We start from the raw sequence: 12,841 nt of genomic DNA, 5'->3' as shown, positions 1-12,841 counted from the left end.
TGAATCTAGAATTGAAAGGGGTTATGAAATGGTACGAAGAAGAGGCATATATGAAGTAAACGTTATTGGCAAGCAGCTTGTTTGTTTATTTTGCCAAGATACGAAATTCAGACACCGTGAAGTATATGTGAAATTGACGAATCATGAACCAGGTGTCCAGAAAAAGAAATTAACGCTGCAATCTTTCTCCTGTATTGCATGTGCGCATGAAATGAAATTTGAAGAACAAAAAAGTAACGGGCTTAGTACGATTGAATATGTACAGGTAGGTGAGTAAATGGTAGATTATCTTACAGCAGAGAAGAGCCGTATTTATATATTTAAAAAGCCAATATGTTGTCATATATGCGCTCACGATATATTTATCCCACATGAAACGTATACAGATGTTGAAAAACCCGGCATTAAAGTGCTTTTTGTTCACAACACAGCTATTTGCCAGCAATGCGGTTTTGTAATCGAATTTAGTGATCCAAGTTATTATGATGGGGAGAATGATACGTACCGTTGGGCATTTAATCAGGAGCTGATTGAAGAACAACCACCTTCAGAACCCTGAGAAAGGATTGGGCTGTATGAAACTTGGATTAAAAAAGGATGAAGTTATATTAGTTCCGCATGAAGCGGGTTGGAAGAGAGAATTTGCTGACACTAAAGAAAAAATACTAAACCACACAAGTTTACAGCCCCATCAAATAGAACATATCGGCAGCACATCTATTGAAGGGATTCACGCAAAGCCGGTAATTGATATTGTAATTGGTGTTGAAAATCTTGACTCACTCGAGAAAGACTTTTTCACGGGACTCAAGGAAGCCGGTTTTTACCGCTTGCAAGTGGAAAGACCCGATGAAATTGTTTGTGCGAAATTTACTGATACTACATTTGAAACGAAAACACATTTCATCCATCTTGTAGAATGGAATAAGAAAAAATGGCATCAGATGCGCTTTTTCCGAGATTATTTGAATGCAAATGAACCAGTAAAAAGGGATTATGAGATGTTGAAAGATGCTTTCTTTAAGACAGGTAAGGAAGGGATTACTGAGTATACAAATTATAAAGAGCAATTTGTTCAGTCGATTTTTATGAAAATGGATGAATGAGGGATTATTATGGCCTGTATATTTTGTGAAGGAATTGAAGAGACACAAATACTACTGCAAACAGAAAATTATAAAGTGGTTTTAGACATAGATCCAATCCAGTCTGGTCATTTACTAATTATATCGAAACAGCATTTTATGGATATCCGTGAACTTTCTGATTCATTAATTCTGGAGCTATTCAAGCTTCAGAAACGGATTATTAATATATTTGAAAAGCACTTTTTGGTAGACGGGGTAAGCGTTTTTCAAAATAACGGCACGATTATGGATGAGGGAACTCATTTTCATATCCATCTCATCCCTCGATATAAAGGAGATGACTTTTGGACAAATCAGAAGGTCAACTGCCGCCCTATATTGATTCCAGAACTTGTGAAGCAGCTTCAAAATGAAAGGGAGTGACTGCCTTGGAAATAAGAAAATTTAACTCGGAAAATGAAGAATTGCTTAATTTATTATGTTCCAATGAATGGCCTTTTCATGTAAAGGTTCAGCTAGAGCCGGAAACGATTAAAAATGAGATCGAGAAGGGCTATTATTCTGAAGGAAGAGAAACATTTTGGATTATTGAAAACGAACAAAAATTAGGAGTTTTAATAATCGATGATATTGAAGATACAATCCCTTTATTTGATCTCCGTTTAACAGAAGAAGCAAGAGGAAAGGGCATCGGTCAAAAATCGCTAAGTTGGTTAAAAGATTATTTGTATGGTGAAAAAGGGAAGATTCGAATTGAAGGATTTACTAGAGCAGATAATTTAGCGATGAGAAAATGCTTTACAAAGGCAGGCTTCGTAAAAGAAGGTTATTTACGCAATGCATGGGAAAACGATGACGGTACAATTTCAGATACGGTTTTGTACGCTTCCATTTTTGAGGATTGGAAGGACAATAAAACAACGCCGATTAAATTGGATGAAGTCCCTTATTAAGTTATATATACATACAGGCGGCTGTCGGGAAAGTTAGAAATAAAATTCTAATTTCCGGCAGCCTTTTTTATTGTGAGAATGAATAATTAAGTTTACTCCTTCTATTTTTGCAAACACTTTAAAGACTGGGATTTTTTGCAATAAACATTTCTCTTGGTAGCTGATGCAATATCTACTATAATTAGAAATCGATTGGGTATGCAGTGGAGGTGTTTATACAGGTGATACAATTACAGCAAGTCACAAAAAAATTTGGTTCTTTCGTCGCTGTACAGGATGTGACGTTAACGATTGCTAAAGGAGAAATTCACGGGTTGATCGGGGCGAGCGGTGCCGGAAAATCAACATTGCTGCGTCTAATGAACTTGCTTGAAGTTCCGGACAGTGGAGCTGTTATCATCAATGGTCAGCAGCTAACAGCTTTAAAAAATGCGGAACTTCGTGAAGCGAGAAAATCAATCGGAATGATTTTTCAACATTTTCACCTTGTCGCAAATAAAACCGTCCATGATAATGTAGAAATTGCACTTGTCCTGGCAAACTATCCTAAAAAGCTACGGAAAGCGCGTGTTATCGAATGCCTGAAGTTTGTCGGGCTGGAACAGTTGGCAGGTCAATATCCGGCCCAGCTGAGCGGCGGGCAAAAGCAGCGTGTGGCGATTGCAAGAGCACTTGCGAACGAGACGGCGATCCTACTCTGTGATGAACCAACTTCCGCACTCGATGCGAATACCTCTGCGGAAATATTGCGCGTTTTACAAAAGGTCAATGATGAGCTCGGTGTGTCGATTGTGCTTGTCAGTCATGAGCTTGATGTTGTTAAAAGTATTTGCCATCGTGCTACTGTGCTGGATGCGGGGCAAATATACGAAACAGTTGAGTTAACACCTAGTGGCATACTTGAAACGAACCATCATCCGCAAAGCTTCGTCGATCAGCTCGTGAAAGGTGGAATCGGACATGCCTAATGTGTTACGTCAATATGAAGCCGAAATTTGGCGGGCAATCAGTGAAACATTTTTCATGGTCGGAGTGTCAATTGTAGCTGCCGTGTTAATCGGATTACCAATCGGTACATATTTATTTCTTTGCGGGAAAGAAAAGTTGCTTGAAAACCGTGTCGTTTACAACATACTAAACTTAGCGGTGAATACGATTCGCTCATTTCCATTTCTGTTGCTGGTCGTATTCTTGATTCCCTTTACAAGGCTCATTGTCGGTACGGCAATCGGTACGGTTGCGGCAACAGTTCCGTTATCGATTATCGCCATTGCCCATTATGCAAGGCTTGTCGAACAATCGATGCTTGATGTGCCAAAAGGTGTAATTGAGGCTGCTGTTTCAATGGGTGCTTCAGTACGGCGGATTATTTTCAGTTTTCTTTTTGTAGAAGCGCGTTCAGGCCTAGTGCTCGGCTTGACGACTTCGATTGTCAGCTTCATTTCTTATTCCACAATAATGGGTGTAGTTGGCGGTGGCGGAATCGGTGACTTTGCGATTCGTTATGGTTATCAGCAATTCAAGACAGACCTAATGCTTTACATGATTTTAATTATGATTATTTTGGTGCAGCTTATTCAAATGATTGGTACGACTGCAGCAAGATGGTTGGACAAAAGATAGGAGAATGATTGTGAAAAAAAGATGGATGTTAAGTGTAGCAGCAGTACTTGCTTTAGTGGGCTGCGGACAGAATGAAGAAACAGAAACGAATAAAGAAGTGGAAAAGGAAGAGACAACGTTAAAAGTTGCATCATTAATTTCACCGATGACAGATATTTTGGAACTGGTCGAGCCGAAATTAGAAGAACAGGGCATTGATCTGGAAATTGTCGTATTAGGTGATAATGTACAGCCAAACAGTGCACTCGCTGCAAAGGAAGTTGATGCAAACTTCTTCCAGCACGTACCGTATATGGAGGAATTCAACCGTAACAATGACGCAAATTTAGTACCGATCCAACCAATCTACTTCGCGAATTACGGTGTGTATGCTAAAAATTATGATTCAATCGAAGAAATGCCTGAGGGAGCAACAGTTGCGATTGCCAACGATATTTCAAATGTTGACCGTTCGTTAATGCTGCTTGCTCAGCACGGTGTCATTACATTGAAGGAAAAAACGGATGTGTATTACACATTAGCCAGCGTAGAGGACAATCCGAAAAATCTTCAGTTTAAAGAAGTCGATCTGTTAATGCTTGCACGTATGTATGATGATGCGGATGCAGTTGTTATGACCCCTGCCTATGCGGCACCTCTGAACTTAACACCGAAAAGTGATGCGCTGCTGACTGAGGGCGTGGAAAACGACTTTGCCATTACTTTAGTGGCACGTGAAGACAACAAGGACGACGAAGCAATTAAAAAGCTTGCAGAAGCGATGACAAGTGAAGAAGTGCGTAATTTCCTAACAGAAAACTACGACGAAACAGCAACACCAGCATTTGAATAAATAAATTGATCAATGCCGAAACGCGGTTCGACTATGCGTTTCGGCTTTTTTTATTAAAAATGCTCTGAATCAAAGCAGCTTTTTGACCGGTATGCCTAATTTTGTTACCCTTTATTTGTAAACATTTGAAGGGGTGGTCAAGATGGCAGAAAACTTTAAAGCATTAGTCGTCAATAATGAAGAACAATTTACAGTGGACGTAAAGGAACTTTCTTTAAATGATTTACCTGAAGGAGACGTGCTGCTTAAAGTAGAGTATTCTTCTATTAATTATAAAGATAGTTTAGCAGCAATTCCGGATGGCAACATTGTGAAAAGCTATCCATTTGTACCGGGCATTGACTTGGCAGGAACGGTCATTTCATCGGAAAACCCGCAATTTAAAGAAGGCGACAAAGTGATCGCGACAAGCTATGAAATCGGGGTTTCTCATTTTGGCGGATATAGTGAATACGCACGAATCCCATCTGAGTGGCTTGTTCCACTGCCGGAAGGACTTTCATTAAAGGAAGCGATGGTCATCGGAACAGCCGGCTTTACCGCAGCTTTATCAGTACAACGTTTAGAAGAAAATAATGTAACGCCTGAAAAGGGAAAAGTGCTAGTAACTGGTTCTACAGGCGGAGTTGGAAGTTTTGCCGTTTCGATTCTGTCAAAGCTTGGCTATGAAGTAGAAGCGAGCACTGGGAAAGAATCGGAACACGAGTTTTTAAAAAGCCTTGGTGCGACTTCGATCGTTCCGCGTGAAGAAGTATATGACGGTAAAGTTCGCGCATTAGGAAAACAAAAATGGGCAGCTGCGGTCGATCCTGTTGGTGGTGAGCCATTAGCATCATTACTTAGTCAAATTCATTACGGCGGATCCGTTGCAGTCAGCGGATTAACTGCAGGTACAAAACTTCCGTCAACGGTATTCCCGTTTATTTTACGCGGTGTTAACTTACTAGGGATTGATTCTGTATATTGCCCGATGGATACACGATTGAAGGTTTGGAACCGTTTAGCAACAGATTTCAAACCGGATAACTTGGAGCAATTAATTCAGCAAGAAATTACGCTTGAGCAACTTCCGGAAATTCTGCCAACCTTATTGAAGGGCCAGGCAAAAGGAAGAACAATCGTGAAGCTGTGATGAATGGCACTTTAACAATATAATTATTTTCAATGAACGCACTTCTATATGGGAGTGCGTTCTTTATTTTTTAAAGTGACTCCGTGTTAAGCCATAACGCAAGGTACCTTAGTTTTTCGTTTAAATGTTAAGAAAAACATAAGAAATCTATGAAATAAATATTAAGAATTGCTCTTTATAATGTTAGGTATGCAGTGTTGATGTGCATATAAATAATAAAGTAAGGAGTGGGATTGTCAATTGGATTTTAAAAGGATTATCGATGAATTACTACCGATTTTGCCAATAGCATCAATTGTGGCATTCGTAATAATTGGAATGACGTATTTTATCTATACTCTCTATCGAAAACGAGGCGGGAGTATAAAAGTATCATTTAGTCAATTTAGTGCTTTATTTTTACTATTTGGCTGGATTGTTGTTGTGATGGTTTTAACAACATTCAGCAGGGGAGCAAATTTTGAAGGCTGGGTTAATTTCCGACTGTTTAGCGATTATATAAATGCCTGGCATCAATGGTCTCTTAGTGAAATGCAACTGATAATTTTCAATATGTTAATGTTTGCACCTCTTGGGTTTCTGTTACCGTTACTCGGAAAAAGGACACGTCGGTTTGTTCCGGTTTTTCTTATTTCGCTAACTGTTACACTGGGCATAGAATTTATTCAGATGTTCACTCGCAGAGGAATATTTGAATTAAATGATCTACTGCACAACACAATTGGAAGTGTTGCGGGATACCTTTTAATGCGTGCAATTCAAGATGTGTTAGAGCTTCGGAAAATAAAGCTTCAGTCGTTTTGGAAAGCTTTATGTATACCAGTCATTTTTACAGTGCTATTCACAGGGGCCATGATTATATACAATTTAAAAGAGTTAGGGAACCTTTCAATTCGCCCAGTTCATTTACAAAATATGAATCAGGTTGAAATAGAACTAAACACAGAATTGAAGAAGGACGAAGATACAGTCTCTCTCTATTATAGCGAACAAATACATAATCTTGATTATGGAAAGGATGTTGCAGCTGTATTGCAAAGCTCTTTTAATCTGTCGCAAAAGGGCAGTATACGTAAAGATGGCTATAATCGGATATGGTACTTATCGAACAATAGCGGGAACGAATTAATATTTAACTACAATTTAAAAAGTGGGACATGGGGAATGTTTCCCGAAAATTATGAAACCATCTCAATGACTGAGGAGGAATTAAACAGTTATAGAGAATATTATGAAGATTGGTTGCTATCTAGCGGGTTATTAGCCAAAAAAGCGAATTTTAGTACACAGGATAATAATACGCTACGGTGGGATATGAAGCAGTCTGTTAATAATATTGCTTTTGAAGACAAAGATTTTTTTGAAGGTTTTATTATGCTTATACCATCTCAAATGAATCAACTACCAATTGATGTATTTTATGATATGAAGGAAAATGTATTTGTCAGAGAAGTACAGATTATCAGTCCTTCACAAGCCTATGAAGAAATTCTGAATGGGAATTTTTATATGTATAATAATCTTAACGAGGGAGACAAATTAATAGTAAACGACTATGAACTTGACTATATTTACGATTCCAAAGGTTATTATCAGCCTGTTTATAAATTTACAGGGTTAGTTAACGACCAGCATTGGGAAGCATTAATTCCAGCTATTATAGACTGATTAACCTCCAACTACTTGAAGTGGATTGGGTGCCAATCATCCTACGTCAACCACTTGTATTATTAAATGTTAAGAAACTTCGGTAAGGTTATTAAAAAAGTTAGAATCAAAAAGATAGGCCTGATAAATTATAAGAATCCCTCGCTTAAAAATAAGGTGAGGGATTATTTATAGGGCAAATAGTTTTCCATTTAAGAGCGCTTTTCTTGAAGATGAAAAGTGCTTATTCAATTATAGGGCCATTTAATGAAGTAAGGGACCAGTTATGGAATTAAGCTTTAATTAGGAAAAGGCAATTTTATTGTTGTGATTATATCGTATATTACGATATAATCGTTTTAATCGATTTAAAATTGAGGTGATTTTAGTGGTTCAAGATATAAACAAATACTTTACGGACATTTATTTCAATTTACATCCCGTACAAGAAGAAGTGATTTCGCATCAAAGTGTCCGCATTTTACAAATGGTTCAGAAACAGCAATATGTCGTGATTCGTGACATTGCTGAGCAATTATCAATTTCACACAATACAGCATCAGAACATGTGAAAAAATTAGTGAGTAATGGGTGGTTGTATAAAGAGAGGTCGGATGAAGACCAACGAAAAGTGTATTTACATTTAACAGAAATAGGTTCAGAAATATTAAAAAAGAATACAGAATTAGATGAAAATAAACTGCAAGTCGCACTTAGCCGATTATCGACTAATGAAAGAGAAAAGATTATTGAAGCATTTCGACTTTTAAGTGAGGTATCAAAATAAATGTATTTGCTAATAAAAATTATAAGTTCGGCTGCCATTATTGGTATCGTAACGGAATTGGCAAGACGATATCCTGTTTATGGTGGCATTTTAGCTGCCCTACCTTTAATTAGCATATTAAGTATCATTTGGTTAACGGTTCAAGGGGAAACTACTCAAAACATCAACAAATTTACACTGGGCGTTCTAGCAGGATTTCCAGCAACAATGGTAATGCTATTTGTGATTTATTTCGCTTTGAAGCAATCTGTTCATTTAACGCTAGCAATTTCACTAGGAGTAGTTGCTTGGGGAATATTTTTAGTAGCTCAAAAATATATAATGGCAGCATTTATTTCGTAAAAAGTTCTATACTGGGAAGGCCATTGTTATTCAACAATCGGGCGCATTTCTTTAAAAGAAGATACTAAATCTTTAATCAAAGAGCATTCTGATGTTCCACATATTATTATAAACAGTAAAGTGTATTATCCGAAGGCAAAATTACGTAAATGGTTATTGAATTTAGGAGAATAAATTTATTTCAACAATCGGGCGCGTATATGGAGTAACGCAAGTAGAATAGGATCAAACTTTTTTATCTGTTTAAAAAAGGATTTCTTTTTAATTGACATTATACCTGTAGGGGTATATTATAAGGGCAGAAATAGCCGACATACTGATGGCTATTCGGAAGGAATTTTAATGAAATTAAATGTTTGACATATACCCATAGGGGTAGTATAGTGTGAGTAACAAATCATTTCAGAAGAGGTGAGCGTATGCAGTATGATCCAAAAGTGTTGGCTCGTATGAAAAAGGTCGAAGGGCAGCTTCGCGGTATTTTACGCATGATGGAAGAAGAAAAGGACTGCAAAGATGTCATTACACAACTAAGTGCTGTCCGCTCTGCTGTTGACCGTACAATCGGTGTGATCGTAACGGATAACTTAGTGGAGTGTCTTTCAAAAGAAGATGCCGAAACGATGGATAAAAATGCCATGGTTAAACAGGCAGTGGATTTACTAGTAAAAAGTCGATAAGGCTTTTTATTTTTAAAATATTATATACCTATAGGGGTAGGGGGACTTACATTGGAAAAGAAAAGAACAACCATCGTATTATTCAGCGGTGATTACGACAAGGCAATGGCCGCTTATATTATTGCAAACGGTGCGGCAGCCTATGAACATGAAGTAACAATATTTCATACCTTCTGGGGTATCAATGCATTAAGAAAACAAGAACCGGTAGCGGTTAAAAAAGGTTTCCTTGAAAAAATGTTTGCCAAAATGATGCCGCGTGGTGCAGAGAAACTAGGTTTATCAAAAATGCAAATGCTGGGCATGGGCCCTAAAATGATCAAGCACGTTATGAATAAGCATAATGCATTGACGTTGACACAGTTAATTGAAATGGCGCAGGAACAGGACATTAAGCTTGTGACATGTACAATGACCATGGATTTACTGGGACTTCAACAAGAAGAATTACTGGACGGCATTGAGTATGCCGGTGTGGCCGCTTATTTGGCGGATGCTGAAGAAGGAAACATAAACTTATTCATATAAGAGGTGACTTATGGAAACAATCTTATTAATCGCCGTAATCGCAGCATTTTTGATCTGGCGTATGAAGCCGGCAAAAGGCGTCAATACGTTGACAACGGCACAGCTTAAAACAGTGCTCAATGACAAAGATAAAGTTTTTGTCGATGTTCGCACACCTGCTGAGTATAAAGCGCGCAATGTGAAGCAGTTTAAAAATATCCCGCTTGGCTCCGATTTTTCGAAACTGCCAAAGGATAAGGAAATTGTAGTTATTTGCCAGAGCGGGATGCGTTCGAAACAGGCTTGTAATCAGCTGAAAAAATTAGGCTATGAACAAGTGACAAATGTTCGTGGCGGCATGAGTGCATACTAAGGAGGAAATCAAGATGAAAACTATTTTACCAGAACAAGTTCAAGCAAAATTAGAAGCCGGCGAAGCGATTCATTTAATCGATGTTCGCGAAGTGGCAGAAGTAGAAGCAGGCCATATTCCAGGTGTTACACATATTCCATTAGGACTGCTGGAATTCCGCATGCACGAATTGGATAAAAAAATCCCGTATATTATGGTTTGCCGTTCAGGCGGCCGCAGTGGTCAGGCAACAGCATTTCTGGAATCGCAAGGGTTTGATGTGACGAATATGACAGGCGGTATGCTTGAATGGAATGGCGAAGTAAAATAAAAAATTTTTAAAATAAATTATACCTTTACTGGTATAAGTGGAGGATAAAGATGATTAAATCAGACGTACAACTTGATGCAAAAGGTTTAGCTTGCCCAATGCCGATTGTGAAAACGAAAAAAGCGATGAATGACGTGGCAGAAGGACAAGTGCTGGAAATTCAGGCGACAGACAAAGGTTCGGTAGCGGATATAGCGGCATGGTCGAAAACTGTCGGCCACCAATATATCGGATCCAATGAAGTAGATGGTGTGTTTTATCACTATATTCGTAAATGTAATCCGAAAATCAGTGAAGCAGCAGAAAAAACATTTGAAAAAACAATTTCAAATGAAGATGCAGTGAAACAAGAAGGGTTAATTTTGGATGTCCGTGAAGCAGCAGAATATGCTTTCGGCCATATCCCGGGAGCAAAATCAATTCCTATGGGCGAATTAACAACACGAATGGATGAACTCGATAAAAATGAAACAATTTATGTCATTTGCCGTACAGGTACACGCTCAGATATGGCAGCAAAACAACTGGCTGAAGCTGGATTTACAAAAGTATACAACGTCTTGCCTGGAATGACAGGCTATGAAGGCGAATTACAGAAAGAGGTAGAGTAATATGACAAACAAAGTAGCAATCATCGCAGCGAACGGCGGACTTTTCGATGCATATAAAGTATTCAATATCACAACGGCAGCAGCAGCTTCCGATAAAGAAGTCGCAATCTTTTTCACATTTGAAGGATTGAACCTCATTCATAAACAAGGGATGCATGCACTTGAAATGCCTGCTGGTAAAGAACACTTTGCGGAAGGCTTTGCCAAGGCGAATGTACCGGCAATTCCGCAATTAGTGGAAATGGCACAGGATTTAGGTGTGAAGTTTATCGCTTGTCAAATGACAATGGACGTAATGGGTCTGACAAAAGAAGATTTCGTGGATGGTATTGAAGTAGGCGGTGCGGTTACATTCCTTGAATACGCGAAGGATGCAGCACCAACGTTAACGTTTTAATAGAAAAAATTTTAAACAAAAATATACCTATGGGGGTAATTTAGATGACAGTAACAGCATGGACAGCCGCACAAGTGGCGCGCAAAGTAATCGAAAACAAAGAATTGTTTATTTTAGATGTTCGTAATGAAGACGCATTTAAAGACTGGAAAATTGACGGTCACAAATTCGAGTACTTAAACATTCCTTACTTCGAATTATTAGACGGTGTAGAAGAAATTTTACCACAAATCCCAACAGACAAAGACGTATTAGTTGTGTGTGCAAAAGAAGGCTCTTCTATTATGGTCGCAGAAATGTTAGCTGATGCAGGTCGTGATGTAGCTTACTTAGAAGGCGGTATGAAATCTTGGTCAATGTACCTTGAGCCGATTAAAGTCGGGGATTTAGCAAACGGCGGCGAGTTATACCAGTTCGTCCGTTTAGGTAAAGGTTGTTTATCGTACATGGCGATTTCTGAAGGCGAAGCGGCGATCATTGACGCAGTACGTTTCACAGAAGTATTCACGAAGTTTGCTGAAGAAAAAGGTGTTGAGATTAAACACGTTTTCGATACACACTTACACGCTGACCACATTTCTGGTGGTCGGCACATCGCTGCAGCTACTGGTGCAACTTACTACTTACCACCAAAAGATGCAGAAGATGTTGTATTTGACTATGAACCACTTGAAGACGGTTTAAAAGTACAATTAGGTGCTTCTGAAATCGAAGTCGGCGCGCTTTATTCACCAGGTCATACAATCGGTTCAACATCATTTGTCATCGACGGTAAATATTTATTAACAGGTGACATCTTATTCATCGATTCAATCGGTCGTCCAGACTTGGCAGGACTTGCTGAAGACTGGGTTGGAGACTTACGCGAAACATTATATTCTCGCTACCGCACATTAGCAGAAGACTTAATCGTGTTACCAGCTCACTTTATGATCATTGACGAGCTGAACGAAGACGGAACAGTAGCAAAACGCCTTGGTGATTTATTTGCTGAAAACCACGGATTAAATGTGGAAGACGAAGCAGAATTTCGCTCAATGGTAACAGATAACTTACCACCACAGCCGAACGCTTACCAAGAAATTCGCCACGTGAACATGGGTAAAATTACACCTGATAACGACGAGCAAACGGAAATGGAAATCGGTCCTAACCGTTGTGCAGTACGCTAATTGAAAGCTGAAATTGAAATGTTACACCTATGTGTGCCTCGCGCTCAAGAGGCACGCAATCGTGTTACACGGGAAACTTATAGATCGCTTACAACAAACAAATTTAAGAATAGAGGAATTTCAAATGAATATTACACAAACATTAGATGCAAAAGGTTTAGCATGTCCAATGCCAATCGTAAAAACGAAAAAGGCAATCGATAAAATTAAATCCGGTGAAGTGCTGGAAGTATTAGTAACGGATAAAGGTGCTTTAAATGATTTCAAAGCATGGGCAGGTGCAGGCGGCCACTCCATCGTAGAACAAAAAGAAGAAGCGGGCGTTCTGTACTTCTATATTCAAAAAGCATAAAAAAATAGCGGGTAGCGACTGATTCTACCCGCTTT

20 protein-coding genes are annotated in these 12,841 nt (G+C 38.7%); all 20 read left to right on the top strand.

All coding sequences use genetic code 11. The features are described 5' to 3' along the window. Window positions 1–28: 28 nt before the first annotated feature. Entirely contained in the window at window positions 29–277 is a 249-nt protein-coding gene (locus B5473_RS17555) for a hypothetical protein (RefSeq protein WP_079527517.1), read from the top strand. Beyond that, window positions 278–559: a hypothetical protein gene (locus B5473_RS17550; protein WP_079527515.1), complete on the top strand. Its 282-nt coding sequence runs from the start codon at window positions 278–280 to the stop codon at window positions 557–559. 16 nt (window positions 560–575) lie between these two features. Continuing rightward, window positions 576–1,106, top strand: coding sequence for a GrpB family protein (locus B5473_RS17545; RefSeq protein WP_079527513.1), 531 nt, complete (start codon window positions 576–578; stop codon window positions 1,104–1,106). Window positions 1,107–1,115: 9 nt separating this feature from the next. Continuing rightward, window positions 1,116–1,511, top strand: coding sequence for an HIT family protein (locus B5473_RS17540; RefSeq protein ID WP_079527511.1), 396 nt, complete (start codon window positions 1,116–1,118; stop codon window positions 1,509–1,511). After that, on the top strand, window positions 1,508–2,041 hold the full coding sequence (locus tag B5473_RS17535) for a GNAT family N-acetyltransferase (RefSeq protein WP_439848474.1): 534 nt from the start codon (window positions 1,508–1,510) through the stop codon (window positions 2,039–2,041). The genes B5473_RS17540 and B5473_RS17535 overlap by 4 nt, the downstream gene beginning before the upstream one ends. 221 nt (window positions 2,042–2,262) lie before the next feature. Then, on the top strand, window positions 2,263–3,009 hold the full coding sequence (locus B5473_RS17530; protein WP_079527507.1) for a methionine ABC transporter ATP-binding protein: 747 nt from the start codon (window positions 2,263–2,265) through the stop codon (window positions 3,007–3,009). Next, window positions 3,002–3,664 carry a methionine ABC transporter permease gene (locus B5473_RS17525; RefSeq protein ID WP_079527505.1) on the top strand — a complete coding sequence of 221 codons (663 nt, stop codon included), beginning with the start codon at window positions 3,002–3,004 and terminating at the stop codon, window positions 3,662–3,664. Before B5473_RS17530 ends, B5473_RS17525 begins: the two co-directional genes overlap by 8 nt. A 10-nt stretch (window positions 3,665–3,674) precedes the next feature. After that, entirely contained in the window at window positions 3,675–4,496 is an 822-nt protein-coding gene (locus B5473_RS17520; protein WP_079527503.1) for a MetQ/NlpA family ABC transporter substrate-binding protein, read from the top strand. 142 nt (window positions 4,497–4,638) lie between these two features. Further along, complete coding sequence (locus B5473_RS17515) at window positions 4,639–5,628, top strand: NADPH:quinone oxidoreductase family protein (protein WP_079527501.1); 990 nt, start codon at window positions 4,639–4,641, stop codon at window positions 5,626–5,628. A gap of 240 nt (window positions 5,629–5,868) precedes the next feature. Then, complete coding sequence (locus tag B5473_RS17510) at window positions 5,869–7,296, top strand: VanZ family protein (RefSeq protein WP_079527499.1); 1,428 nt, start codon at window positions 5,869–5,871, stop codon at window positions 7,294–7,296. Between the two features lie 367 nt (window positions 7,297–7,663). Next, on the top strand, window positions 7,664–8,062 hold the full coding sequence (locus B5473_RS17505) for a MarR family winged helix-turn-helix transcriptional regulator (RefSeq protein ID WP_079527497.1): 399 nt from the start codon (window positions 7,664–7,666) through the stop codon (window positions 8,060–8,062). Further along, window positions 8,063–8,404: a DUF3147 family protein gene (locus B5473_RS17500; protein ID WP_079527495.1), complete on the top strand. Its 342-nt coding sequence runs from the start codon at window positions 8,063–8,065 to the stop codon at window positions 8,402–8,404. Window positions 8,405–8,823: 419 nt separating this feature from the next. Further along, on the top strand, window positions 8,824–9,084 hold the full coding sequence (locus B5473_RS17495) for a metal-sensitive transcriptional regulator (RefSeq protein ID WP_008404135.1): 261 nt from the start codon (window positions 8,824–8,826) through the stop codon (window positions 9,082–9,084). Window positions 9,085–9,114: 30 nt separating this feature from the next. Beyond that, a complete protein-coding gene (locus tag B5473_RS17490; RefSeq protein WP_176142134.1) occupies window positions 9,115–9,612 on the top strand; it encodes a DsrE/DsrF/DrsH-like family protein in 498 nt (165 codons plus the stop codon). A gap of 10 nt (window positions 9,613–9,622) precedes the next feature. Next, complete coding sequence (locus tag B5473_RS17485) at window positions 9,623–9,964, top strand: rhodanese-like domain-containing protein (RefSeq protein WP_079527491.1); 342 nt, start codon at window positions 9,623–9,625, stop codon at window positions 9,962–9,964. Window positions 9,965–9,977: 13 nt separating this feature from the next. Further along, window positions 9,978–10,274: a rhodanese-like domain-containing protein gene (locus B5473_RS17480; RefSeq protein WP_079527489.1), complete on the top strand. Its 297-nt coding sequence runs from the start codon at window positions 9,978–9,980 to the stop codon at window positions 10,272–10,274. A 50-nt stretch (window positions 10,275–10,324) separates the two neighbouring features. Then, complete coding sequence (locus tag B5473_RS17475; RefSeq protein WP_079527487.1) at window positions 10,325–10,885, top strand: sulfurtransferase TusA family protein; 561 nt, start codon at window positions 10,325–10,327, stop codon at window positions 10,883–10,885. A 1-nt stretch (window position 10,886) separates the two neighbouring features. Continuing rightward, the gene (locus B5473_RS17470) at window positions 10,887–11,282 is read left to right on the top strand and encodes a DsrE/DsrF/DrsH-like family protein (RefSeq protein WP_079527485.1); all 396 of its coding nucleotides are present in this window, start codon (window positions 10,887–10,889) and stop codon (window positions 11,280–11,282) included. 44 nt (window positions 11,283–11,326) lie between these two features. Then, window positions 11,327–12,454, top strand: a complete 1,128-nt coding sequence (locus tag B5473_RS17465) for an MBL fold metallo-hydrolase (RefSeq protein WP_079527483.1) — start codon at window positions 11,327–11,329, stop codon at window positions 12,452–12,454. Window positions 12,455–12,578: 124 nt separating this feature from the next. Next, complete coding sequence (locus B5473_RS17460) at window positions 12,579–12,806, top strand: sulfurtransferase TusA family protein (RefSeq protein WP_079528795.1); 228 nt, start codon at window positions 12,579–12,581, stop codon at window positions 12,804–12,806. Window positions 12,807–12,841 lie beyond the last annotated feature (35 nt).

Origin of the sequence: Solibacillus isronensis (assembly GCF_900168685.1) — a bacterium.
In the GTDB taxonomy this organism is placed as follows: domain Bacteria; phylum Bacillota; class Bacilli; order Bacillales_A; family Planococcaceae; genus Solibacillus; species Solibacillus isronensis_A.
Note: the sequence above shows the minus strand (reverse complement) of the source record. Positions and strands in the feature narration are given on the sequence as shown.